This window comes from Collinsella sp. CLA-ER-H5, assembly GCF_040092375.1.
In the GTDB taxonomy this organism is placed as follows: Bacteria; Actinomycetota; Coriobacteriia; order Coriobacteriales; family Coriobacteriaceae; genus Collinsella.
Window position 1 is genome coordinate 27,626 of record NZ_JBBNLR010000010.1, and the last position, 24,063, is coordinate 51,688.

Sequence of the window (24,063 nt, forward strand, 5' to 3'; positions counted from 1 at the left end):
AGAAGGCTGTTTTTGAGAAAGGTTGAGTCGAACATGAGCGTTGATCCTTTGATCCAGTCCCTGAAGGGCAAGCTCGTCGTGAGCGTTCAGGCGTATATGGGCGAGCCGCTTCGTACGCCCGAGACCATGGCGCAAATGTCTCGCGCTTGCGAGCTCGGCGGCGCCGCCGCCATTCGCTGCCAGGGCCTTGCCGACATTGCCGCCATTAAGGGTCGCTGTGAGGTTCCCGTCATCGGCCTGTGGAAGGATGGGCACGAGGGCGTTTACATCACGCCGACGCTGCGTCACGCTCGCGCCTGCGTTGCTGCCGGTGCCGATATCGTGGCGATCGACGCCACCGATCGTCCGCGCCCCGATGGCAAGACGGTCGAGGATACCTTCCGCCCGCTGCACGAGGAGGGTGTGCTCCTGATGGCCGACTGTGCCACCATCGAGGATATTCGTCGTGCTGTCGACATGGGCTTCGACCTGGTATCCACCACGCTTTCTCACGGTGTCGCCGCCATCGACTGCACCATGGCCGATGGCCCCGACCTGCCGCTCCTGCGTCAGGCGACCGAGGAATTCCCCGGTCTTCCCATCATCTGCGAGGGCCGCGTGCACACGCCCGAGGAGGCTCGCGCCGCGATCGATGCTGGCGCCTGGGCCGTTGTCGTCGGCACCGCCATCACGCACCCCACGAGTATTACGAGTTGGTTCAAGGCTGCGCTTGAGGCGTAAGACAGGCCTCGTATCCGCTCGGGGCGGTATACTCAATATAGGCAATTGACCGCGCGGGATCCGGGTTGCTGGGTCCCGCGCTTGTTTTTTGGGAGGCAGCACATGCAAAAGGGAGATGCCATGGATGCGGCGGAGCGCTCGGAGCGCATCCCCGATATCGTCATCATCACCGGAATGTCCGGATCGGGCCGCACACAGGCCATGCACGTGTTCGAGGACATGGGCTATTTTTGCATCGATAACCTGCCTCCGCGTCTCATCGCCCAGCTTGCCGAGCTCGTCGGCATCAATACGGGCGTGGGCAGGCATCTCGCCGTCACCTGCGATTTGCGTAGCCAGGGGCTGTTTGACGAGTTGCTCGATGCGGTCGCCGCGCTCGAAGAGCGCGAGATGAGCTGCGACATCGTGTTCCTGGAGGCTTCTGACGAGGTGCTGATTCGTCGCTACAGCGAAAATCGCCGCCGTCATCCCATTGCCAAGCCGGGGGAGACTACGGCCGATGCCATTCAGCGCGAGCGCCTTCAGCTGCAGGGCGTGCGCGACCGAGCCGATATGATTATCGACACGAGCCGTCTGCGCACCTCTGCGCTGCGCAACAAGCTACGTATGGCATTTTCCGAGCTGTCCGACCAACAGCTCATGGACGTCCACGTATTCTCGTTTGGCTTTAAGCACGGCATGCCCGTCGAGGCGGACATTATGATCGATGTCCGCTTCCTGCCTAATCCGTTCTACGATCCCGAGATGCGCACGATGACCGGTCTCGATAAAAAGGTCTCCGATTTTGTTCTGGACCATCCCAAGACGCAGGAGTTTTGGAAGGCTTGGACACAGCTGCTCGATACGGTGATGCCGGGCTATATCGCGGAGGGCAAGCCGCAGCTTTCTATCGCCATCGGCTGTACAGGCGGCCAGCACCGCAGCGTTGCCATTGCCGAAGCCACGGCACGTTATTTGGAAGGTGCCCAATATCACGTGAGCATTTCCCATCGCGACCTGTCGCGCGCCAACACGAAGGCATAGGCCTGCATGTCGTTTACCGCCGAGGTGCGCGACGAGCTTGCGCGCTGCGAACCCGAATGTGAATACTGCGACTTGTCGACGCTTGCCGCCCTCACGCGCGTGAGCGGTACGCTCTCGCTTACCGGCTCTGGGCGGTATCGTTTGACGGTCGCGACCGAGACGGGCGCCGTCGCGCGCACGATGATCACACTGACGCATCGCATCCTTAAGCTCAAAACGGAGTTCACCGTCCGTAAATCTGTATTGCATAAGGTTCGAAACTACCTCATCACCTTGCCCGATCAACCCGACCTGGACAAGGCTCTGGTGCTGCTGGGCATTCTCGACCGCAGGGGAGGGCTCGTCGCCGGTGTTCCCCGGCACATCGTTGCCCGTCCCTGCTGCAGGCTTGCCTACATCCGCGGCGCGCTCATCGCCGGCGGTTTCGTGGCCGATCCCCGCGGCGACTTTCATTTGGAGATCGCGGTGCAGGGCGAGCAATATGCCAAGGGGCTTTGCGATCTGTTGGAGCAGATTGGGGTCCATGCTCGTGTTAATGCGCGGCGGGGGTCATATGCCGTGTACATTAAGAGCGCCGAGGAAATCGAGCATCTATTAAAGCTGATTGGTGCCAAGCGCAGCGTTGCCGAGATTGAGGAGGCGCGCGCGGTCAAGTTGGTTAAGAACGATGTGAACCGTCGCGTGAACGCCGAGCTCGCCAACCAGACCAGAAGCGCCGGTGCTGCCCAGCATCAGCTTGCGCTTATCGATGAGCTCGAGCAGCGAGGCCTTCGCGATGCGCTTCCGGATGCCTTGGCGGTCTTTTGCGACCTGCGCGAGCGCTATCCCGATCTTTCGCTGCGTGATTTAGGGGAGATGGCTGACCCTCCCTTGTCGAAGTCGGCCCTCTACCATCGTGTTTTACGGCTTGAAAAGCTCATTGAAGCAAACAGGTAGATTAAAGTATCGACTTATATATGGATTTAGCTGCTGTTTTAGTATTTAAAACGTTTTAACGTAAATTTGATTTTCAATTTCGAGCATTCTCGTGAAATTCAAGTCAAAAAAAAGGTATATTAGGCGAGTGGTTAGTTTGTGGGCCTCAACGGCGGGCGCTGTAGCTCGCGGGGGCCTTACGAAAGGAGACACAATGGCAGTAAAGGTTGCTATTAACGGCTTCGGTCGCATCGGTCGTCTGGCTTTCCGTCAGATGTTCGGTCATGAGGGCTCCGAGATCGTCGCTATCAACGACCTCACCTCTCCCGATATGCTCGCTTACCTGCTGAAGTACGACTCCACGCAGGGCAACTACGCTCGCGATCACGAGGTCGTTGCTGGCGAGGATTCCATCACCGTTGACGGCAAGGAGATCAAGATCTACAAGGAGGCCGACGCCAACAACCTGCCTTGGGGCGACCTCGACGTCGACGTCGTTCTCGAGTGCACCGGCTTCTACACCAGCAAGGCTAAGGCTCAGGCCCACATCAACGCTGGCGCCAAGAAGGTCGTCATCTCCGCTCCGGCTGGCAGCGATCTGCCCACCATCGTGTACAACGTCAACCACGAGACGCTGACCGCTGAGGACAACATCATCTCCGCTGCTTCCTGCACCACCAACTGCCTCGCCCCGATGGCCAAGGGTCTGAACGACTTCGCTCCCATCGTGTCCGGCATCATGACCACCATCCACGCCTTCACCGGCGACCAGATGCCGCTCGACGGCCCGCAGCGCAAGGGCAACTTCCGTCGCTCCCGCGCCTGCTCCGAGAACATCGTCCCGAACACCACGGGCGCTGCCAAGGCCATCGGCCTGGTTCTCCCCGAGCTCAACGGCAAGCTCATCGGTGCCGCCCAGCGCGTCCCGACGCCGACCGGCTCGCTGACCAACCTCTACGCCGTCGTTGACAAGAAGGTCACCGTCGACGAGGTCAACGCTGCCATGAAGGCCTACGCCGAGACCATCCCCGATACCTTCGCCTACAACGAGGACCAGATCGTCTCCCGCGACATCGTCGGCGAGACCCACGGCTCCATCTTCGACGCCACTCAGACCATGTGCTCTGACCTCGGCAACGGCCAGACCCTCGTTCAGGTCACCTCTTGGTACGACAACGAGAACTCTTACACCTCTCAGATGGTCCGCACCATCAAGTACTTCGAGAAGTTCGTTGCCTAATTTGGCTTTTAGCGAATAGCTCGTTGAGCGTCTAAAGAAGGGCGCGGCCTTATAGGGCTTACACCCTAGGGTCGCGCCCTTTTTATAAGAAATCGTCTGCCGTAATGGGAGGCAGACACGTACGAAAGGTAGAAGCAAACATGGCCTTTACCAAGAAGACCGTCCGCGACATCGATGTCGACGGCAAGCGCGTTCTCGTCCGCGTTGACTTTAACGTGCCTATCAAGGATGGCGTCGTTGGCGACACCACCCGTATCAAGGCTGCCCTGCCCACCATCAACTATCTCGTTGAGCACAACGCTCGCGTCATCCTCATGAGCCACCTCGGCCGTCCCGATGGCACCGGCTTCCAGCCCGAGCTGTCCCTCGAGCCCGTCGCCAAGAAACTCGCCGAGCTCTCCGGTCTCGACGTTACCTTTGTCGCCGACACTTACGGCGAGAAGGCCGCCGAGGCCGTTGCCGCCGTCGAGCCGGGCAAGGTCCTCGTTCTCGAGAACGTCCGCTTCGATAAGCGTGAGAAGAAGAACGATCCCGAGATCGCTAAGAAGCTCGCTTCTTATGGTGACGTCTTCGTTCTCGATGCCTTCGGCACCGCTCACCGCGCCCAGGGTTCCGTCGTGGGCCCCGCCGCTTACCTGCCTGCCGTCGCTGGCTTCCTGCTCGAGAAGGAGGTCGACACGCTGACCGGCATCTTCGCCGAGCCCGAGCGCCCCTTCGTCGCCATCGTCGGCGGTTCCAAGGTTTCCTCCAAGATCGGCGTTCTCGATCACCTTATCGACTCTGCTGACACCCTGATCATCGGTGGCGGTATGGCCTACACCTTCTTCCTGGCTCAGGGCCTGTCCGTCGGTCAGTCTCTCAAGGAAGAGGACTGGGTCGAGCGCGCTGGCGAAATGCTCAAGAAGGCCGAGGAGAAGGGCGTCAAGATCCTGCTCCCCATCGACAACCGTGTTGCCGATCACTTTGGTGAGGACGCTGTCCCCGAGGTTGTCGCTTCCGACGCTATCCCTGACGACCGTGAGGGCATGGACATCGGTCCTAAGACCGAGGAACTTTACGCCGAGGCTGTCAAGGGCGCCAAGACTGTGTTCTGGAACGGCCCCATGGGCGTCTTCGAGTTCGATAACTTCGCTCACGGCACCCAGGCTATCGCCGAGGCTGTCGCCGAGGCCGACTGCACCTCGATCATCGGCGGTGGCGACTCCGTCGCAGCTGTCAACAAGTTCAACCTGGCCGACAAGATGAGCTGGATCTCCACCGGTGGTGGCGCTTCCATGGAGCTCGTCGAGGGTAAGGCCCTGCCCGGAGTGGAGGCGCTTCTCGATGCCTAATCGCACCCTTCTTATCGCTGGTAACTGGAAGATGAACAACGACGTCGCCGAGGCCGCTAAGCTCGCCGACGAGCTGGCTCAGGCTCTGCCCGAGGTTCCGGCTGGCGTCGAGGTACTCGTCTGCCCTCCGACCATCGACATCACCACGGTTCATGACCGCATTCAGGCTGCCCCCATCGCCCTCGGTGCACAGAACGTGTACTGGGAGGCCAAGGGTGCCTTCACCGGTGAGTCCTCTTGCGACATGCTCAAGTCCGCTGGCTGCACCTACTGCATCATCGGTCACTCCGAGCGTCGCGACTACTTCCACGAGACCGACGAGGATCAGAACAAGAAGGCCAAGGCTCTCGTTGCCGCCGGTCTTGTTCCCGTCTTCTGCTGCGGCGAGTCCCTCGAGGTCCGCGAGGCTGGCACCTATGTCGAGCACGTCGTGAACCAGGTCAAGGCTGGCCTTGCTGGTCTTGAGATCACCTGCCCCAAGCAGGTCGTCGTCGCCTATGAGCCCATCTGGGCCATCGGCACCGGCAAGACCGCTACCGCCGAGGACGCTCAGGAGGTCTGCGGCGCTATCCGTGAGACCCTCAAGGAGATGTTCGGCGAGGAGCTCGCTAACGGCATCCGCGTTCTCTATGGTGGCTCTGCCAAGCCCGGCAACATCGCCGAGCTCGTCGCCAAGCCCGACGTTGACGGTGCCCTCGTGGGCGGCGCTTCGCTCAAGGCTGCCGACTTCGCCTCTATGGTCGTCAAGGCAGGCGAGTAGGACATATGGCACAACGTCATCTTCCTGCACTCCTGATCATCATGGACGGCTGCGGCCTGGCTCCGGCCGATGGCGAGAACGCCGTCGCCGCTGCTAAGACGCCCTTCCTTGATAGCCTGTACGAGAAGTACCCCCACACCACGCTCGGCGCTTCGGGCGAGGACGTGGGTCTTCCCGATGGCCAGATGGGCAACTCCGAGGTGGGTCACCTCAACATCGGTGCCGGCCGCATCGTGTTCCAGGAGCTTTCGCGCATCAACAATGCTATCAAGGACGGCTCCATCGCCAAGAACGAGGTCTTCGTCAAGGCTATGGACGACGTCAAGGCTGACGGCAAGACCCTTCACCTCATGGGTCTTATGAGCCCTGGCGGTGTTCATTCTCACATGAACCACGTCGAGGCCCTGGTCAAGATGGCTGCCGAGCACGGTGTCAAGACCGTTCGCGTCCACGCCTTCATGGATGGCCGCGACGTTGACCCGCAGTCCGGTGCCGGTTACATGAGTGAGTTCTGCGCCTTCCTGGCCAAGATCTCCGAGGAGACCGGTTGCGACGCTCGCGTTGCCACCGTCTCGGGCCGTTATTGGGCCATGGACCGCGATAATCGTTGGGAGCGCATCCAGCGCGCCTACGACGTCATGGTCAACGCTTCCGATGCCGATACCGACCCCGTTGCCGGTATCAAGGCCTACTACGAGAAGGATCCGCGCGGCGACGAGTTCGTCGAGCCCTTCGCTGCCCACAACGAGGGCATCCACGAGGGCGACGCGGCCATCTTCTTCAACTTCCGTCCCGACCGTGCTCGTCAGATGACCCGCGTGTTCACGGACAAGGAGTTCGACGGCTTTGAGCGCGAGCAGATCAAGCTTTCGCACTTTGTGACGATGACCGAGTACGATCCGACGTTTGACGTCGAGGTCGCCTTCCCCAAGACGTTCCCCGAGAACGTCCTGGCCGACGTTATCGCCGCCAATGGCCTGAAGCAGCTGCACACCGCCGAGACCGAGAAGTACGCCCACGTGACGTTCTTCCTCAACGGCGGCATCGAGGAGCCCAAGGAGGGCGAGGAGCGCGTGCTCGTCGCTTCCCCCAAGGTCGCTACCTACGATCTGCAGCCTGAGATGAGCGCTCCCGAGGTTACTGAGAAGCTTGTCGCCGCCATCAACGAAGATCGCGCTGATTTCTACATCGTGAACTTCGCGAACTGCGACATGGTTGGTCACACCGGTGTTTTCGACGCCGCCGTTAAGGCCGTCGAGGCTGTTGACGATGCCCTGTCTAAGGTTGTCCCGGCGATTCTCGCCAAGGGCGGCTTTGCGCTGATTACCGCCGACCACGGCAACGCCGATCACATGTTTGACGTTGCTTCCGACGGTTCCAAGCATCCGTTTACGGCTCACACCACCAACCGCGTGCCGTTCATCATCGTTGATGAGAAGGCCAAGCTCACCGGTATCGAGGACGGCCGTCTTTCCGATATCGCCCCGACCATGCTCACCATAGCTGGTATTGAGCCTTCCGCCGAGATGACGGGCCGCGTGCTCGCCACCGAGGCCTAGTAGAAAACAAATACCGTTTTCTAGTAAGGGGGTTGTCCACAACCGGACAACCCCCTTTTTGGTATTTCTGCCATTTCCACCCCGTCCTTGAGTGGCAGGTAGGGGAGAGCGGGGGATTGTGGTACAGTACTGGAGTTTGAACTGTTCTATTAAGGAGCTTATCTATGGGTCCGTTCCAGATTCTTCTGTTTGTCGTTTGGGCTGTCTCTGCCGTGGCGCTGACGATTCTCGTCCTGATGCATTCCGGTAAGGGCACCGGCGTTTCGGATATGATCGCTAGCTCGCTGTATAACTCCAGCTCTGCCACGGGCGTCATGGAGCAGAACCTCGATCGCCTGACGGTAATTATGGCCGTTGTTTTTGCCGTGTGCGTCGTCCTGTGCATGTTTTTCTTCCCGCAGGGCATCGTCGGCTACTAAGCATCGGTGTATATACGTTTGCAATGGGTCTCGCAGGTGCGGGGCCCTTTTTATTTACATATTTGTAACAGAGCCAGAATATCCCCACATACTTCGCCCAACTAAAGAAATTCTCGACCGTTAACCGGAATTAGCCCCAAATCGTGCATAAAATGCGCTACTATATTGCAAAACGTTGGTCCGTTGTGCATAACCAGCCATAGCAGCGGGCGGCGTTTTGATGGTTCGGATCGGATTGTCTCGACATATGTCCGACTGAACATTTCTTTGTCCTATCTCATAAGGAGGATGGCATGGCTGATTCTATGTTCCACCAGCCCGTTATGGGTCGTCGCGCCTTTGTTGGCGGCACCCTCGCTGCGAGCTCCATGGCTTTTCTTGCCGCATGCGGCAAGAAGGGCGGCGACGCTTCCGGTTCTGAGTCCGGTTCGACGCTGAACTTCTACATCAACAACCCGGTCTGCATCGACCCCTACAATGTCCAGGAGGACCAGGGCACTCAGGTCGAGTACCAGCTCTTTGACGCTCTGACCTCTTATGACGCCGAGAAGGGCAAGATCGTTCCGCTGGCTTGCGAGTCCTTCGAGGCCAACGACGACGCCACCGAGTTCACCTTCAAGATCAAGAAGGCCAAGTTCCACAACGGTGACGACGTTACCTCCAAGTCCTTCAAGCTCGGTTGGGAGCGTCTGGTCAACACCAAGTCGGCCATCGCTACCGAGTATGGCCCTTCCGAGGTCTCCTATCACCTTTCCATGGTCGAGGGCTATGACGATCTGCTTGCCGGTAACGCTACTGAGCTCAGCGGTGTTACCTGCCCCGACGATGAGACCCTCGTCGTCAAGCTGTCTTCCGCTTACGCCGACTTCCCCTTCGTCGCCTCTCACCCGGCTCTGGCCCCGGTTCCCGAGTGCGCCGAGTCCGATGCCAAGAGCTTCTATCTTGCACCGGTCGGTAACGGCCCGTTCATGATGGACGGCAAGTGGGAGGATGGTCAGGAGATCAACCTCAAGAAGTTCGACGATTACTATGGCGACAAGGCCAAGATCGATGGCATCCACTTCCAGGTCATCAAGGACATGGAGACCGCTTACAAGGAGTTCCAGGCCGGTAACCTCGACGTCTGCGACGTTCCCGTTGCTCAGATCGACGCCGCCAAGAAGGATCGCGGCGTGTCCAAGGACGGCTACACCATGGGCGACGGCGAGCGCATGCTGCTCGGCTCCGAGCCTTCCACCTACTACCTGACCTGCAACAACACGGCCGAGCCGTTCAACAACGCCGACCTGCGCAGGGGTATCTCCCTGGCCATTAACCGTGAGGCCATCTGCAAGACCATCTTCAAGGGTACCCGTACCCCCGCCGACGGCATTGTTCCTCCGGGCATCGATGGCTACAAGGAGGGCGCATGGGAGTTCTGCGCCTACGACGTCGACAAGGCCAACGAGTACCTCGACAAGGTTGCTCCCGCTGACGCTAACGGCGATCGTGGCATTAACGTGACCCTTTCCTACAACCAGGACGGTGGACACAAGGAGATCATGGAGTCCATCATCGGCGACCTCGCCAAGGTTGGCGTTACCGCTACTTCCGATACCCCTGAGTGGTCTGCCCTGCTCGAGCAGTATCAGAACTTCAACTATCAGTTCGGTCGTCTGGGCTGGATTGCCGACTACCCGATCATGGACAACTTCCTGTATCCGCTGTTCCACTCCGACTCCCTCGGTGGCGACAACCGCTCTGGTTACAACAACCCCGAGTTCGACGCCAAGGTCGACGAGGCTCGTACCACGGTTGACGACGAAGAACGCGTCGCTAAGATGCAGGAGGCCGACGCAATGGTCGCTGCCGACTGCCCGGTCATCCCGGTGATGTTCTACACGCACACCATCGTCGGCTCCGATCGCATCAAGCACCTCTATGTCGATCCGCAGAAGCATGCCGAGCTGGGTACCGCTGAGCTCGCCTAAGAGTTTGCAGCTTCCGTGAGGGTCAAGTATTTACGTAGACCTCATGGGAAACATACAGTTCTCCCTAACCTGGGGTAAACTGGCTGATGGTAATTTTGGGATGCCGGTCTGGCGATCGGCATCCCATTTAGGTTAATCCCTAGATAGGGGAGTGGTATGGGTAAGTACATCGTTAAACGTGTGCTTCAGTTCATCCCGGTGTTTTTGGGCGTTACGCTGATTCTGTTCGCCCTCCAGAATATCGTGCCGGGAGATCCGATCAAGCTGATCGGTGGAGACAAGGCTCTGTCCCCCGAGGTGGAGCTTCAGCTTCGCGTCCGCTATCACCTGGTCCAGTCGGACGAGGACGGCAACGCGATCCTTGACGAGAACGGCGACCCCGTTCAAACGTCGCTCGTGGACCGTTACTTGTATTACATGAACGGCCTGCTTCATGGCGATCTGGGCAATTCGTATCAGCGCAAGCTGCCGGTTACGGAAATCTTTGCCCAGAAGTATCCGTATACGGTCAAACTTGCCGCGTGCGCCATCGTACTCGAGGCAATCATGGGTATCGGTGCGGGTATCATTTCGGCGGTTAAGCGTTATTCCTTCTGGGATATTTTGGTAACGCTCACCACGTCGATTCTCGTTGCCGTTCCGGCTTTCTGGCTCGGTATGTTGCTGCAGCTGTTCTTTGGCGTCATTCTCAAGGACGCCACGGGCGGTGCATTCTCCATGCCGATCTCGGGTGCCGGCGGTTCCAGCTCTCAGTATCAGGATTGGATGCACTATGTGCTTCCGACCATTACGCTGGCTTCGGTTTCGACCGCTTACGCCGCCCGCATTATGCGCTCGCAGCTGCTTGACGTCATGAACCAGGATTACATCCGTACGGCAAAGGCCAAGGGTCTCTCCAATCGCGCGATCATCATCAAGCACGCGCTTAAGAATGCACTCATCCCCGTCGTTACCTATATTGGTGTCGACTTTGGCGGCATGCTTTCGGGCGCCATCCTGACCGAGACGGTCTTTAACTGGCCCGGTATCGGCTATGAGGTCTATCGCGCCATTAGCATGCGTGACTGGCCCATCGTTATGGGCGGCGTTACGCTCATCGTCGTCGTCGTCATGGTGATCAACCTGCTCGTCGATATTAGCTATGCATTCCTCGACCCGCGCATCCGCCTTGGCGGTCCGTCGGATAAGGCCTAAGGGAGGTACGTCTCATGCAGGAAACTGATTCTCAGTCTCAGGAGCAGGCTACCGCCACCAAGGCCGCATCTGCTCCCGCCAAGTCCCGCACGCTGTGGGGCGACGCTTTTAAGCGTCTTCGTAAGAACAAGCTCGCCGTTATCGGTGTCTGCTGGATCATCATCGTCGTTTTGGTTGCACTGACCGCGGATCTGTGGGCTAAGCCCTGGCTCGGTTCGCCGACGGCTTCCGACTCGACTACCATGGCCGAGACGTCGCTGCTGGCTCCGTGTGCAGAGCACCCGTTTGGCACCGACGCCCTTGGTCGCGACATTCTCGTCCGCGTTATCTACGGTGCACGCGTTTCGCTGTCCGTCGGCATTATGGCCACCGCGATCTCCACGGTGATTGGTCTGGTCATGGGCGCTCTGGCCGGTTTCTACGGCGGCATCTGGGATACGATCATCATGCGCTGCGCGGACATCTTCCTGGCGTTCCCGTACGTGCTGTTCGTTGTCGCCATGATCGCCGTTATCGGCCGTGGTCTTCAGAACGTCTTTATCGCCATCGGTATTCTCGGCTGGCCTTCGATTGCGCGCGTCTTCCGCTCTGCAATCTTGACGGTCAAGGAAAACGACTATGTTGACGCTGCGCGAGCGATGGGTGCATCTGACGCTCGTATCGTCGTGCGTCACATTTTCCCGAACTCCGTCGCCTCCATCGTGGTCTACGCGACCATGAACATTGGTGGCGCCATCCTGACCGAGTCCGCTCTGTCCTTCCTCGGCATGGGCGTTATTCCGCCTACGCCTTCGTGGGGCTCCATGATTCAGGACGGTCAGCAGTATCTTCTGACTGCTCCCTGGATGATGATCATGCCCGGTCTGGCAATTCTCTCGACGGTGCTCGCCTTCACCCTGCTGGGTGACGGTCTGCGCGACGCCCTCGACGTCAAGATGAAGGACGCATAAGGATGAAGAAGAACAAGAACTATGTGGACCTGAAGGACCAGCCGGTTCCCGAGGGCCAGCACCTGCTCGAGGTCGATGACCTTAAGATGTATTTCCACACCGAGGATGGCGTCGTTCGCGCTGTCGACGGTGTCTCCTACACGCTCGATCGCGGCGAGACCCTGGGAGTCGTCGGTGAATCCGGCTCCGGTAAGTCCGTGACCGCCATGACCATCATGGGCCTTATCTCGATGCCTCCGGGAAAGATCGAGGGCGGCGACGTTCGCTATCGCGGCCGCTCCATCCTCGAGATGACCGAGGAAGAGATGCAGCACATTCGCGGTAACGATATCGCGATGATCTTCCAGGATCCTATGACCTCCTTGAACCCGGTTTATAAGATCGGCAAGCAGGTGGGCGAGGGCCTTCGTCTGCACCGTGGCTACTCCAAGCAGGAGGCGCTCAAGCGTGCCACCGAGCTTTTGGACCTCGTTGGTATTCCCGAGCCCGAGAAGCGCGTCAATGAGTATCCGCACCAGTTCTCTGGCGGTATGCGTCAGCGCGTCATGATTGCCATGGCTCTTGCCTGCGATCCCGATATTCTGATTGCCGACGAGCCCACGACGGCTCTGGACGTTACCATTCAGGCTCAGATTATCGAGCTCATGCAGGAAATGCAGGAGAAGAACGGCAACGCCATCATCATGATTACCCATGACCTGGGCGTCGTCGCCGACATGGCCGACAAGATCATGGTTATGTACGCCGGCCGTCCCGTCGAGTTCGGTACTGCTGAGGAAATCTTCTACGAGAGCCGTCACCCCTATACCTGGGGCCTTATCCGCTCCATCCCGGAGCAGGCCATCGAAGAGAAGAAGCCGCTGACGCCGATTCACGGCAACCCGCCTTCGCTCATGAACCTGCCCGAGGGCTGCGTGTTCTCGCCTCGTTGTCCCTATGCGACCGATAAGTGCCGCAAGCAGCGCCCCGAGCGCGTTGTCACCGAGTCTGGTCATTACTCTGCGTGCCACTACTCCGGTGACCCCGAGTTTCTCAAGAACGCTCCTGAGACGTCCCGTACGCGCAAGGATTCCAAGAAGGGAGGCGAGGCGTAATGGCAGATACCAACGAGCGTACTCCGTTGCTGAAGGTCGAGCACCTCTCTAAGGAGTTCCCCGCTGAGTCCGGCATGTTCGCCAAGCGTTTTTCCAAGCGTGTCGTCTCTGCTGTAAATGACATCTCTTTTGAGATTTATCCGGGCGAGACCTTTGGCCTGGTTGGCGAGTCTGGTTGCGGTAAGTCCACCACGGGCCGCACCATCATGCGTCTGACCAAGCCGACCGCCGGTAAGGTGTTCTTCCAAGGCAAAGATGTTGCCGAGATGAGCAAACATGAGATCAAGGACATGCGTCGCGAGATGCAGTTTATCTTCCAAGATCCTTATGCTTCGCTCAACCCTCGTATGACCATCGGTGAGATCGTCTCCGAGCCCATGACCATTCACGGCGTGGGCACCAAGGAGGAGCGCATTGAGCGCGTCCGCGAGCTTCTCGACGTCGTTGGACTGAACCCCGAGCACATCAACCGTTATCCTCATGAGTTCTCCGGCGGTCAGCGTCAGCGTGTCGGCATTGCCCGCGCATTTGCGCTGAAGCCCAAGCTGATTATCTGCGACGAGCCGGTTTCCGCTCTGGATGTGTCCATTCAGGCCCAGGTTCTGAACCTGCTCAAGGAACTCCAGGACAAGTTCGGTACCGCGTATCTGTTTATCGCTCACGACCTGTCCGTCGTGCAGCACATTTCCGATCGCGTTGCCGTTATGTATCTGGGTAAGATGGTTGAGGTTTCGGACTGGAAGACGCTCTATAGCGAGCCTCACCATCCGTACACGCAGTCGCTGCTGTCTGCCGTGCCGGTTCCCGATCCGGATATCCAGAAGACCCGTAAGCGAATCATCCTCGCCGGCGATCCGCCGTCACCGCTGGATCCGCCGACCGGCTGCCGTTTCCACACGCGCTGCCCGATCGCGCAGGGCATCTGCTCCGAGAAGCTTCCCGAGTTTAAGGAAGTTGCTCCGGGCCACTGCTGTGCCTGCCACTTCGCCGAGCCGTTCCCGATCAAGGAATCGCACATCGACCTGTAGTCGATTGTTTGTCCGGGCCCGCCCTGGCGTTGCTTTTCAGAACGTCCTCGGACATGCAAGAAACCCCCGCTGCGCACTTCGTGCGGCGGGGGTTTCTTGCGTCCTGCGGGATGTTCTGAAAAGCAACGCCAGGGCGGGCCCTTCGGTAACTCGGCAGTGGGATGTGCGATTCCTTGATCGCTCACTTAATCTAATAGGAAAGTTAGTGAGGCCGGAGCTTTAGCTCCGGCCTCTTTATATAAGGGCTCCGCAAAGCCGAGCCACCAAATTTGCATCAGCCCCCAGAACATGTTTGAGAACTGTGCCTGAAGTATGCATTTGCAGGCCCCGAATCGGTGCTGCCTCCCGGCGCATTCCGCAGGGGGAGCGATATTTTGCAGCACGAAGTGCGCAACAAAATATCGCTCATGCCCGAGGACGCGCCGGGAGGCAACACCGATTCGGGGCCGAACATATAGATCTACCAGCGCATTTACAAATTCGTAAACTTTTTTGAAAAAAGTGCTTGCACAGTTCTCGAATCATAGGTTATTATCTTCCTCGTTGAACGCGCGGGTCCAACAAAACGAACCGTGAATCAACAATATAGCATGTCGGAGTGGCGGAATTGGCAGACGCGCTAGCTTGAGGTGCTAGTGACCGCTTTTTGGTCATGCGGGTTCAAGTCCCGCCTCCGACACCATCGCATTTGAGAAGCCTCTTCGGAGGCTTTTTTGTTACCGATAGACGGTGGGGTCCACGATGGAAACGCTTGAACGCAACGAGTGGGCAGACGTTGCCCAACTAGTCGAGATCACGAGCGATGCTGTCATCATCTGTGAGCTCGACGGAACCATTCTGCATGTGAATAATCGCTTACTTGGTTTGATGTGCGAGGAACGCGCCGACGTCATCGGTGGAGATGTTAAAGACGTCCTGTACTCGTCCGCTTTTGAACGTGCGACGGAACATCGTCTGCCATTTGAAACTGATGGCTCCGAGAGCGAACTGATGCTCAAGCTGAGCGATGGCTCCTTTATCCCCGTCTTGGTTCGTGCGGGCTCCGTAACGCCTCCACGCATCTTTGGGCGCCGCGCACCACGTGTCCTGGTGGCGCTTCACAGTATCGAGGAACAGTATTCACACGACCGTCAACTCAAACGTGCGTTATCGGAGCTTAGAGTGGCGAACAAGCGTCTCTCTGGCACGCTCTCGGTCATTATGAGCACTGTGGGCTCCGATGAGTTACCCAGCCTGCTTGATACCGTTTTGAACCAGCTTGTAGGAACGCTCGATGCTTCGGGTGCCGCTATCTATTTTTCTGAGAGCGGCGGTTTTAAGCTACGCGGTGTTTCCAAGGAGCTGTACGACAGCTACCTGCCCGAGTTCTTGCCGTATGGCGCTGGTATTCCGACGTATGTTCTTCGGGAGTCGCGTGCCTGTCGCTTGTCGATTCAACAGGACCTTGAGGGCGATAGGGCCGCCTCCGGTATGTTCATGGACCTGGATAATCGTTCTAAGCACCTGTTGCGCGTGCAGGATATGCCTCCGTACCGCAGCGAGATTTGTCTTCCCGTTTTTTACGGTACGCAGATCCTTGGCGTGCTGGAAGTTGGTTGGAAACGCCCCCAGGCACCGCTCGCCTATGACGTTAATGTACTCGAGGTCATTTGCGATTACCTGTCTATCCAGCTGGTCGGCATGGCATCGAGCCTTCGCTCTCGTCGTACGGCCGAGCTTGGCCGCTCGCTCAATGTCTTACGTGATGAGTTGTTTACCTTTCTAGACGATTCCGCCGCGGCTACCCAGGCGGTATCGTCCGAGATCTGCAATATGCTCAACTGCCATTTTTGTCCTGTTGAGTATGACGCCAGTCTGGACTCCTACGTCATAGATTTTGAAGGCGGCAGTCGCGTTGCTTTGCCGGACGATCCCGAGAAGCTATTCTTTTCCACGACGGCGCCGGCGGCACGTCTGGGGGCTGGCCCTGATGGCTTTGAGGCATCTGTTTTGGGCGGCACGAGTGCCGAGGACCTTAAACACGTCCGTATAACTCGCGTTGACGAATCGATGCCTATGGGAGGCTGGCTTAGGGTACATGGTCTGCCTTGTCAAGGTCTCTACGTCGACTCCGGCATCGAGGCTGGGCGCCCGCGCTCTGAGGGTGATGGCAAGCACAGTAACGACGCGATTGTTCCTGCTTCTGTTGCGAAGAGCCCGACAACGCGCGCGCTACTGCTTCGTGATGGTAGCCAAGAGCCGATTGATGACCTTGAATATGACTACTTGGTGCACTTGGCGCATGACTTTGAACTGATTTACGAAGGCGAATCTCAAAAGCGCGAGGAGCGCCATATCGCTCAGACCCTCCAGATCGGCATGAGAAATTCCCTGGGGGATGTTCCGGGTATCGCAACCGATTCGGTGTACCTGTCTGCCACGAATTCGGCGTTGGTCGGCGGCGATTTCTATACGCTCATTCGTCTTCCCGACGACTGCGCCGTCATGATTCTGGGTGATGTGTCTGGCAAAGGCATTGAGGCCGCATCGATGTCCGCGCTCGTCAAGACGGCCCTGACGGCATATGCCTGGGAGGGCGCTGGACCGGCCCGCATGGCACGCTCCCTTAACAGCATGCTCATGGGCTTTTCGAGGGTCGAGACGTTCGTGACAGCCTTTATCGCCAAGATTGACCTTAAAGCCGGACGCGCAACGTATTGTTCGGCGGGCCATCCTCCGACCATGGTCATCAGGCCAGAGTCGATGCCGCTGGGTGGCGGCGAGTCCCGTGGGGGAGAGGTCGAGCTGCTTGGATGCCAATCGGGCGTAATCGGTGCCTTTGAGAGCATGGTGTACGAGACGGGCGTGTTTACGTTCGCCCCCGGCGACATGCTCTTCATGTATACGGATGGAACGATTGAGGCCCGCGACCGCACCGGAGCGTTCTTTGGCGAGCAGCGCTTGCGCGACCTTCTGCTTTCTGTTTCGGGGGAGGGCGTGTCGGGCATTTGCGGCAAGGTCTTGGGCGAGCTTGACCGATTTACCGAATCGGCGCTGGACGATGACATTGCATTGGTGTCCCTTGAGTTTTTACGGGGTCGTTCATAGACGACGCTGGGTGGGCTGAATCCGTACGGTTGGGGAAACGAATGCATCGAGTGAGCTTTTTTGGGGAACCATGGTCGTATGAATGAGTGGAATGACATAGCGGTTTTGACGCCACCAGGCGATATCGACATCGCCACGGTGCCTGCGCTGCGTCGGCGGTTGGATGCTTTGATTGGCCGCGGCGTGCGTCGTGTCGTCATCAACTGTCAGGCTGTTAGCTTTATCGATTCGACGGGCTTGGCATTCCTGCTTACGCGCGCTCGTGAGCTCATGAGGCGAGAAGGCCTGCTTTCGCTCGTCAATGCATCAGGTGAAGTTGTTCGCTTTTTGGAGATTGCTCGTCTTGTCGATATCCTTCATGTCGCGGGGCCGGCACGGGAGTCTATTCCCGCTATTCCGGTGGGGGAGCTGCCTCGCTGGAGTAAGAGCGTCGAGGTCCGTCAGGGTATCGAGAATCTTCCATACTACCGACATCGCATCGCCGAACTCCTTGAATCGCTTCCGTTGCGCCGTGACGAGCGCTACGATGTCGCATTGGCGTCGGGGGAGGCGCTGGGTAATGCCTATGACCATGCGGGCGGTATCGGGTGCGTCCTGACGGTTCAGGCCTATGGCGATCGCGTTGTGGTTGAGGTGCTTGATCGAGGTGCCGGCTATTCTATCGATGAAACGAGCGAGCCGGTCGCATCTGAAGAACGCGGCCGTGGTATCAAGCTTATGCGTATGCTCGTCGATAACGTGGAGGTTGCTCGTCGTACGGACGGCGCCGGCACGCGCGTGCAGATGGTGAAGCTGTTTAGCGGGGCGCTGGAATCGTGTGCCTAGCCAATCGCTTTAGCGCGTTTGGCTACTAAGAACATGCGGCAGACAAGTTTTTTGAAAAAAGTACTTGCGTCTTTTGGACAACTCGCGTAAATTAATAACCCGCAAGCGGACATGGCTCAGTTGGTAGAGCACAACCTTGCCAAGGTTGGGGTCGCGGGTTCGAGCCCCGTTGTCCGCTCCATTGCATTCCCGGACCGTTTAGGCGGTCCTTTTTCGGCGAAGTGGCCAAGTGGTAAGGCAGAGGCCTGCAAAGCCTTTACCCCCGGTTCGAATCCGGGCTTCGCCTCCAGGCAACATCCGGGCGCTCCGGCGCCCGTTTTGTTTTACATATGCGGACATGGCTCAGTTGGTAGAGCACAACCTTGCCAAGGTTGGGGTCGCGGGTTCGAGCCCCGTTGTCCGCTCCAACTATCTTACGCGGTTCTAACGAACCGCGTTTTTTGTTGACGCTGCGCGAGCCCCGGGCACCCCATCTTGCCCCTCAATCGTCGGTCGCGTACATAAAGTACGCTTCCCTCCTCTTTCGCGGCAACCTGGGGCACCCGGAGCCCGCTCGCTGTCGTGGCCGGGGGAGTGGGTCTTCCGTTCTTTTTACTAATCGGTCGATTTGTCCCGGGAGGTTCGAACCCGAGAGGGAGCGAGCGTTTTGGGGCGTGGCTGTGGCGTTGTTTGCCGCGAATGTCCGCTTTGGGCGTATCATCGTGGGCATCTCGCAAAACCTCGTTGCAAGGGAGACTTATCCCATGGCTACAGAAAAGTCCTCTTCGCGCTCATGGATGTCCGATGCCGCGATCTATCAGATCTACCCGCGCTCGTTTAAGGATTCGACTGGTTCGGGTCTGGGCGATATCGCGGGCATTACCCAGCAGATGGACTATCTTGAGCGGCTGGGTATCGAGGCCATCTGGCTGAGCCCGTTTTACCCATCGCCTCTTGTCGATGGTGGCTATGATGTGGCGGACTACTGCGATGTCGATCCACGTCTCGGCTCGCTTGACGACTTCGATGATATGATCGCTGCGGCTCACGCGCGCGGCATCAAGGTCATCGTCGACATCGTGCCCAACCATTCATCCAGCCAGCACCCCTGGTTCAAAGCCGCTCTTGCCGCCGGCCCCGGATCGCCCGAGCGCGCCCGTTATATCTTCCGCGATGGTCGCGGCGAGCATGGCGAGCTGCCTCCCACCAATTGGAATGCCAACTTTGGCGGCCCCGCATGGACGCGTGTTGCGGACGGTCAGTGGTATCTGCACATGTTTACGCCCGAGCAGCCGGACTTTGACTGGTCATGCCCTGAGGTTCACGCGCTCTTTTGCGACGTCCTGGCGTTTTGGAGCGATCGAGGCGTCGACGGCTTTCGCATTGATGTGGCGCAGGGTCTCGCCAAGGATCTCGACCGCGATGACCTCGACCGGTGGCATCTCGCCGAGGGCGATGACATGGTTGACGACGGCACCCATCCGCTGTGGGACCGCAACGAGGTCCACGAGATCTATCGAGAGTGGCGCCGCGTGTTCGACCGCTATAATCCGCCACGCAGCGCCGTTGCCGAGGCGTGGGTGCTGCCCGAGCGCCAGTATCTCTACGCGCGTTCCAGCGAGCTTGGCCAGACATTCAACTTTGAGTTTGCCAAGGCCACTTGGACCTATGATGACATGCACACTGCAATCGAGAAGGGCTTGAAGGCAGCCGTCGAATCCGATTCCGCCTCGACCTGGGTACTCTCCAACCACGACGTGCCGCGCGTGGCGACACGCTATGCCCTGCCGCAAATCAAGGCGACGCGCTACCACCAGATTGCGCTCGACTGGCTCTTACGTGACGGGTCGTCTTATGACGAGGACCGTGAACTCGGCGAGCGCCGCGCGCGGGCGGCCCTTTTGCTTGAACTGGCGCTTCCGGGCTCGGCATACGTGTATCAGGGCGAGGAGCTCGGCCTTTTTGAGGTGGCTGATATCCCGTGGGCTGCACTCGAAGACCCTACTGCGACCAATACGCACGGACCGAAGCGTGAGAAGGGGCGCGACGGCTGTCGTGTGCCCCTGCCGTGGGTGGCGGCGGACGATCCCGCGCATGGCGGATCGTTTGGGTTTTCGCCGGCAGACGCCGATGCGGCGCCCCATCTGCCGCAGCCTGCATGGTTTTCCGATTATGCTGCCGATAGGGAAGAAGTGGACCCGACATCGATGCTTGCGCTCTATCGTGACGCCCTCTGGCTGCGGCGCAAGCTGCGCGGGTGCGCCAACGATCTTGCGTGGCTCGATCTTGACGGGCGCACCGGTCTTGCGGATGGTGCCGAGGGCGCTGAGGGCGGCGTCATCGCCTATCGCCGCGATAACGGCTGGACGTGTGTGACGAACTTCGGTGCAGCACCCGTGGAGCTGCCGGCGGGCAGGGTCCTGCTCACCTCATCGCCGCTTGCAGACGGCAGGCTCACGCAGGACAGCTCTGCCTGGATCATGCTCGGTGAGATGTAGGGGCATCTCGCTGCGAGCCTGCGTTTGTCCGTGCCTTTCGTGACGACTGATGCCCTCGCGAGAGCGTCGCAAAACTTTTTAAAAAAAGTTCTTGCATTTGGGTGGACCATCCCGTATATTAAATCCTCGCAGGCGGACATGGCTCAGTTGGTAGAGCACAACCTTGCCAAGGTTGGGGTCGCGGGTTCGAGCCCCGTTGTCCGCTCCATTTGGGCGTTTAGCTCAGGGGGAGAGCGCTTCCCTGACACGGAAGAGGTCAGAAGTTCAAATCTTCTAACGCCCACCAAATGTTCGCAGCTCAGAGGCTATGTCTCTGGGCTGTTTTGTTTTATGCCGCCAAGCACGCCGCCAAATAACCACCAAATATTGATCCAAGGTCTGTACGCGATGGTCTTCGCATCCCGTAGAGGTGCCGGCAGGTTGCATACGTCCTGGCCGACCGTGACCGCAACATGTTGGTCAAGCATAATCTTTTGGATTCTTTTGGCGTGAGCGGCTTGGTTTTGGTAGGATTTGTCAGCGGCTTGACTAAGGGGGTTTTATAACTGCCATGCAGGTAGCCGTGTTGGTAACGTTTTACCGACTTGCCAAGAACCCCTCATAATTAATGCGTCTGCAAAATGACTAATTGCTTTGACCTGCTGAAACACTATATGTTGTGTTTGACCTAAAAAAAGAATACAGGATATAGATGCCTCTTTGTCGTATGATAGATGGCGGACAGAGAACGAGGACCTTATTCGCCCCATTTGGATGGATCTTCGAGCCCCTTGATTGGCTGCGAGGATTGTCCGCATGAGGGCCTATGGTTTTCGAAAACACAGATTGCGCGACGGCGCCGCAAGACAGGGGCAAGCCCTGCCGGGCATCGTTTGGCTCTGAAGCGCAATACGATTTCGACGCGAAAGAGGCAAGAGGATGAAGATCATCAAGCGCAGCGGCACCGAGGTTGTCTTTGACATCGATAAGATTGTCAATGCCATCCGCGCCGCAAACTTGGAGGTCGAGGAGAGCTCTCGTCTTACCGACCGCCAGGTGGTTTACGCGGCACAAAACGTCGCCGAGGCATGCGAGAACGCGGGCCACACCGTGTCGGTCGAGGAGATTCAGGATCTGGTCGAGGACGAGATTATGCGTCTCGACTGCTATGAGGTCGCTCGCCATTACATCATCTATCGCTATGTTCAGAGCCTGAAGCGCCAGAAGAACACGACCGACGACAAGATTCTGTCGCTGATTGAGTGCAACAACGAAGAGGTCAAGCAGGAGAACTCCAACAAGAACCCGACCGTCAATTCCGTTCAGCGTGACTACATGGCCGGCGAGATCTCCAAGGACCTGACCCAGCGTGTGCTGCTGCCCCAGGAGATTGTGGATGCTCACAATGAGGGTCTGATTCACTTCCATGATTCGGACTACTTTGCCCAGCACATGCATAACTGCGACCTGGTGAACCTGGAGGATATGCTCCAGAACGGTACTGTTATTTCGGGCACGCTGATCGAGAAGCCGCACAGCTTCTCGACTGCCTGCAACATCGCGACGCAGATCATCGCTCAGGTTGCTTCCTCCCAGTACGGTGGCCAGTCGATTTCGCTGACCCATCTTGCCCCGTTCGTCGAGGTGAGCCGTCAAAAGATTCGCGGCGAGGTCGCCCGCGAGCTCGAGGAGCTCGGCGTTTCCGCATCTCCCGAAAAGGTCCGCGAGGTTGTTGAGGACCGCCTGCGTGACGAGATCCGTCGCGGCGTTCAGACGATTCAGTATCAGGTCGTGACCCTTATGACCACGAATGGCCAGGCGCCGTTCGTGACGGTCTTTATGTATCTCAATGAGGCCCGTACGCCCCAGGAGAAGCATGACCTTGCCATGATTGTGGAGGAGACGCTTCGTCAGCGCTATGAGGGCGTTAAGAACGAAGCCGGCGTGTGGATCACCCCGGCGTTCCCCAAGCTCATCTACGTGCTCGAGGACGATAACGTTCACGAGGATTCCCCGTACTTCTACCTGACTCAGCTGGCTGCGAAGTGCACCGCCAAGCGCATGGTGCCCGACTACATCTCCGAGAAGAAGATGCGCGAGCTCAAGCTGTCGAAGGGCGAGACCGCGGGCAACGGCGACTGCTATACCTGCATGGGTTGCCGCAGCTTCCTGACGCCCGACCGCTCCGGTAACGGATTTAACAACGTGGCCAACGCGCTGAACTATGACCCGAACAAGCCCAAGTACTACGGTCGCTTTAACCAGGGCGTTGTGACCATCAACCTGCCCGATGTCGCGCTGAGCTCGCATCAGGACATGGATAAGTTCTGGAAGATCTTCGACGAGCGCCTTGAGCTGTGCCACCGCGCCCTGCTGTGCCGTCATGAGCGTCTGATGGGTACGCTTTCGGATGCCGCACCGATTCTTTGGCAGTACGGTGCCCTCGCCCGCCTGAAGAAGGGCGAGACGATCGACAAGTTGCTCGTGGGCGGTTACTCCACCATTAGTCTGGGTTATGCCGGCCTGTATGAGTGCGTTAAGTACATGACGGGCCACAGCCACACCGAGAAGGAGGGCACGCCCTTTGCCATGGCCGTCATGCAGCGCATGAACGACAAGTGCGCGGAGTGGAAGGCCGAAAGCGATATTGACTTCTCGCTGTACGGTACCCCGCTTGAGTCGACGACCTACAAGTTCGCCAAGTGCCTGCAGCGTCGTTTTGGCATCATCCCGGGCGTGACGGACAAGGGCTACATCACCAACAGCTACCACGTCCACGTGTCCGAGGAGATCGACGCATTCGACAAGCTCAAGTTCGAGGGTATGTTCCAGCAGCTTTCGCCGGGCGGTGCCATCTCCTACGTCGAGGTTCCCAACATGCAGGACAACCTCAAGGCTGTCATTCGCGTGATGCAGTACATCTACGACAACATCATGTACGCCGAGCTCAACACCAAGAGCGACTACTGCCAGGTGTGCGGCTACGACGGTGAGATCAAGATTGTCGAGGATGACGGCAAGCTGGTGTGGGAGTGCCCCAATTGCGGCAATCGTGACCAGGAGAAGATGAATGTCGCCCGTCGCACGTGCGGTTACATCGGTACCCAGTTCTGGAACCAGGGTCGAACCGAGGAGATCCGCGACCGCGTGCTGCATCTCTAATAACCATCCCAGGCCGCCCCGTAGCGAGGCCCCGGGCCTTTACTCGCTATTTCGGACAGTCCTGGCTCACGACGGAGGCGCCACTGGCGCCTCCTGTTCGTGCGGAACTCATATCGAGCAAAGGCCCGGGGCCTCGCTACGGGGCAGCCAAGTTGATGTAGCTGAGATGCAGCATGCGGCCTGCTCACTCCTCGAAGTTCTTAGCGGAAATGAGTTGACTTGCAACAACGCTTTGCTTGCGATGGCGGTTGAGCTGCAACAAAGTTTTTATTGGACCTCGAACCCTATACTCGATGTTCGCTTCGTTCATTGAGTTACCCTTTGCATGAG

General features: G+C 58.4%; 17 protein-coding genes and 6 tRNA genes. All 23 read left to right on the forward strand.

Annotated features, from left to right (window positions below; all coding sequences use genetic code 11):
• Nucleotides 1-33: 33 nt before the first annotated feature.
• The 23 genes from AAAX31_RS05110 to nrdD all read left to right on the forward strand — a co-directional run bounded on the left by AAAX31_RS05110 (nt 34) and on the right by nrdD (nt 23,733).
• Nucleotides 34-720, forward strand: coding sequence for an N-acetylmannosamine-6-phosphate 2-epimerase (locus AAAX31_RS05110; RefSeq protein ID WP_349076403.1), 687 nt, complete (start codon nt 34-36; stop codon nt 718-720).
• A gap of 102 nt (nt 721-822) precedes the next feature.
• Nucleotides 823-1,743: an RNase adapter RapZ gene (gene rapZ, locus AAAX31_RS05115; protein ID WP_022094878.1), complete on the forward strand. Its 921-nt coding sequence runs from the start codon at nt 823-825 to the stop codon at nt 1,741-1,743.
• A 6-nt stretch (nt 1,744-1,749) separates the two neighbouring features.
• Nucleotides 1,750-2,679, forward strand: coding sequence for a DNA-binding protein WhiA (gene whiA / locus AAAX31_RS05120; RefSeq protein ID WP_117800625.1), 930 nt, complete (start codon nt 1,750-1,752; stop codon nt 2,677-2,679).
• 193 nt (nt 2,680-2,872) lie between these two features.
• Nucleotides 2,873-3,898, forward strand: coding sequence for a type I glyceraldehyde-3-phosphate dehydrogenase (gap, locus tag AAAX31_RS05125; RefSeq protein ID WP_006236151.1), 1,026 nt, complete (start codon nt 2,873-2,875; stop codon nt 3,896-3,898).
• A 140-nt stretch (nt 3,899-4,038) separates the two neighbouring features.
• Nucleotides 4,039-5,229, forward strand: coding sequence for a phosphoglycerate kinase (locus AAAX31_RS05130; RefSeq protein WP_117848745.1), 1,191 nt, complete (start codon nt 4,039-4,041; stop codon nt 5,227-5,229).
• Nucleotides 5,222-5,989, forward strand: a complete 768-nt coding sequence (gene tpiA / locus AAAX31_RS05135) for a triose-phosphate isomerase (protein ID WP_022094882.1) — start codon at nt 5,222-5,224, stop codon at nt 5,987-5,989. Before AAAX31_RS05130 ends, tpiA begins: the two co-directional genes overlap by 8 nt.
• A gap of 5 nt (nt 5,990-5,994) precedes the next feature.
• A complete protein-coding gene (gpmI, locus tag AAAX31_RS05140) occupies nt 5,995-7,548 on the forward strand; it encodes a 2,3-bisphosphoglycerate-independent phosphoglycerate mutase (protein WP_349076405.1) in 1,554 nt (517 codons plus the stop codon).
• A 164-nt stretch (nt 7,549-7,712) separates the two neighbouring features.
• Nucleotides 7,713-7,967, forward strand: a complete 255-nt coding sequence (secG, locus tag AAAX31_RS05145) for a preprotein translocase subunit SecG (RefSeq protein ID WP_006236144.1) — start codon at nt 7,713-7,715, stop codon at nt 7,965-7,967.
• Between the two features lie 293 nt (nt 7,968-8,260).
• Nucleotides 8,261-9,937 carry an ABC transporter substrate-binding protein gene (locus AAAX31_RS05150; protein WP_349076408.1) on the forward strand — a complete coding sequence of 559 codons (1,677 nt, stop codon included), beginning with the start codon at nt 8,261-8,263 and terminating at the stop codon, nt 9,935-9,937.
• A gap of 156 nt (nt 9,938-10,093) precedes the next feature.
• The gene (locus AAAX31_RS05155; RefSeq protein ID WP_117877270.1) at nt 10,094-11,131 is read left to right on the forward strand and encodes an ABC transporter permease; all 1,038 of its coding nucleotides are present in this window, start codon (nt 10,094-10,096) and stop codon (nt 11,129-11,131) included.
• Nucleotides 11,132-11,145: 14 nt separating this feature from the next.
• Nucleotides 11,146-12,081, forward strand: coding sequence for an ABC transporter permease (locus AAAX31_RS05160; protein WP_055310513.1), 936 nt, complete (start codon nt 11,146-11,148; stop codon nt 12,079-12,081).
• Nucleotides 12,082-12,083: 2 nt separating this feature from the next.
• Nucleotides 12,084-13,175: an ABC transporter ATP-binding protein gene (locus tag AAAX31_RS05165; protein WP_022094887.1), complete on the forward strand. Its 1,092-nt coding sequence runs from the start codon at nt 12,084-12,086 to the stop codon at nt 13,173-13,175.
• A complete protein-coding gene (locus AAAX31_RS05170) occupies nt 13,175-14,203 on the forward strand; it encodes a dipeptide ABC transporter ATP-binding protein (RefSeq protein ID WP_022094888.1) in 1,029 nt (342 codons plus the stop codon). Before AAAX31_RS05165 ends, AAAX31_RS05170 begins: the two co-directional genes overlap by 1 nt.
• A 592-nt stretch (nt 14,204-14,795) precedes the next feature.
• Nucleotides 14,796-14,885, forward strand: a tRNA-Leu gene (locus tag AAAX31_RS05175).
• Nucleotides 14,886-14,944: 59 nt separating this feature from the next.
• Nucleotides 14,945-17,290, forward strand: coding sequence for a SpoIIE family protein phosphatase (locus AAAX31_RS05180; protein WP_349076410.1), 2,346 nt, complete (start codon nt 14,945-14,947; stop codon nt 17,288-17,290).
• Nucleotides 17,291-17,368: 78 nt separating this feature from the next.
• The gene (locus AAAX31_RS05185) at nt 17,369-18,115 is read left to right on the forward strand and encodes an anti-sigma factor antagonist (protein ID WP_055286928.1); all 747 of its coding nucleotides are present in this window, start codon (nt 17,369-17,371) and stop codon (nt 18,113-18,115) included.
• A 105-nt stretch (nt 18,116-18,220) separates the two neighbouring features.
• Nucleotides 18,221-18,296: transfer RNA gene (locus AAAX31_RS05190), tRNA-Gly, on the forward strand.
• 34 nt (nt 18,297-18,330) lie between these two features.
• Nucleotides 18,331-18,404: transfer RNA gene (locus AAAX31_RS05195), tRNA-Cys, on the forward strand.
• Between the two features lie 42 nt (nt 18,405-18,446).
• Nucleotides 18,447-18,522 (forward strand) — tRNA-Gly (locus AAAX31_RS05200).
• A gap of 336 nt (nt 18,523-18,858) precedes the next feature.
• A complete protein-coding gene (locus tag AAAX31_RS05205; RefSeq protein ID WP_349076411.1) occupies nt 18,859-20,592 on the forward strand; it encodes a glycoside hydrolase family 13 protein in 1,734 nt (577 codons plus the stop codon).
• A 132-nt stretch (nt 20,593-20,724) separates the two neighbouring features.
• Nucleotides 20,725-20,800: transfer RNA gene (locus AAAX31_RS05210), tRNA-Gly, on the forward strand.
• 3 nt (nt 20,801-20,803) lie between these two features.
• Nucleotides 20,804-20,878, forward strand: a tRNA-Val gene (locus AAAX31_RS05215).
• A gap of 632 nt (nt 20,879-21,510) precedes the next feature.
• A complete protein-coding gene (nrdD, locus tag AAAX31_RS05220) occupies nt 21,511-23,733 on the forward strand; it encodes an anaerobic ribonucleoside-triphosphate reductase (RefSeq protein ID WP_055309732.1) in 2,223 nt (740 codons plus the stop codon).
• The last annotated feature ends 330 nt before the right edge of the window (nt 23,734-24,063 follow it).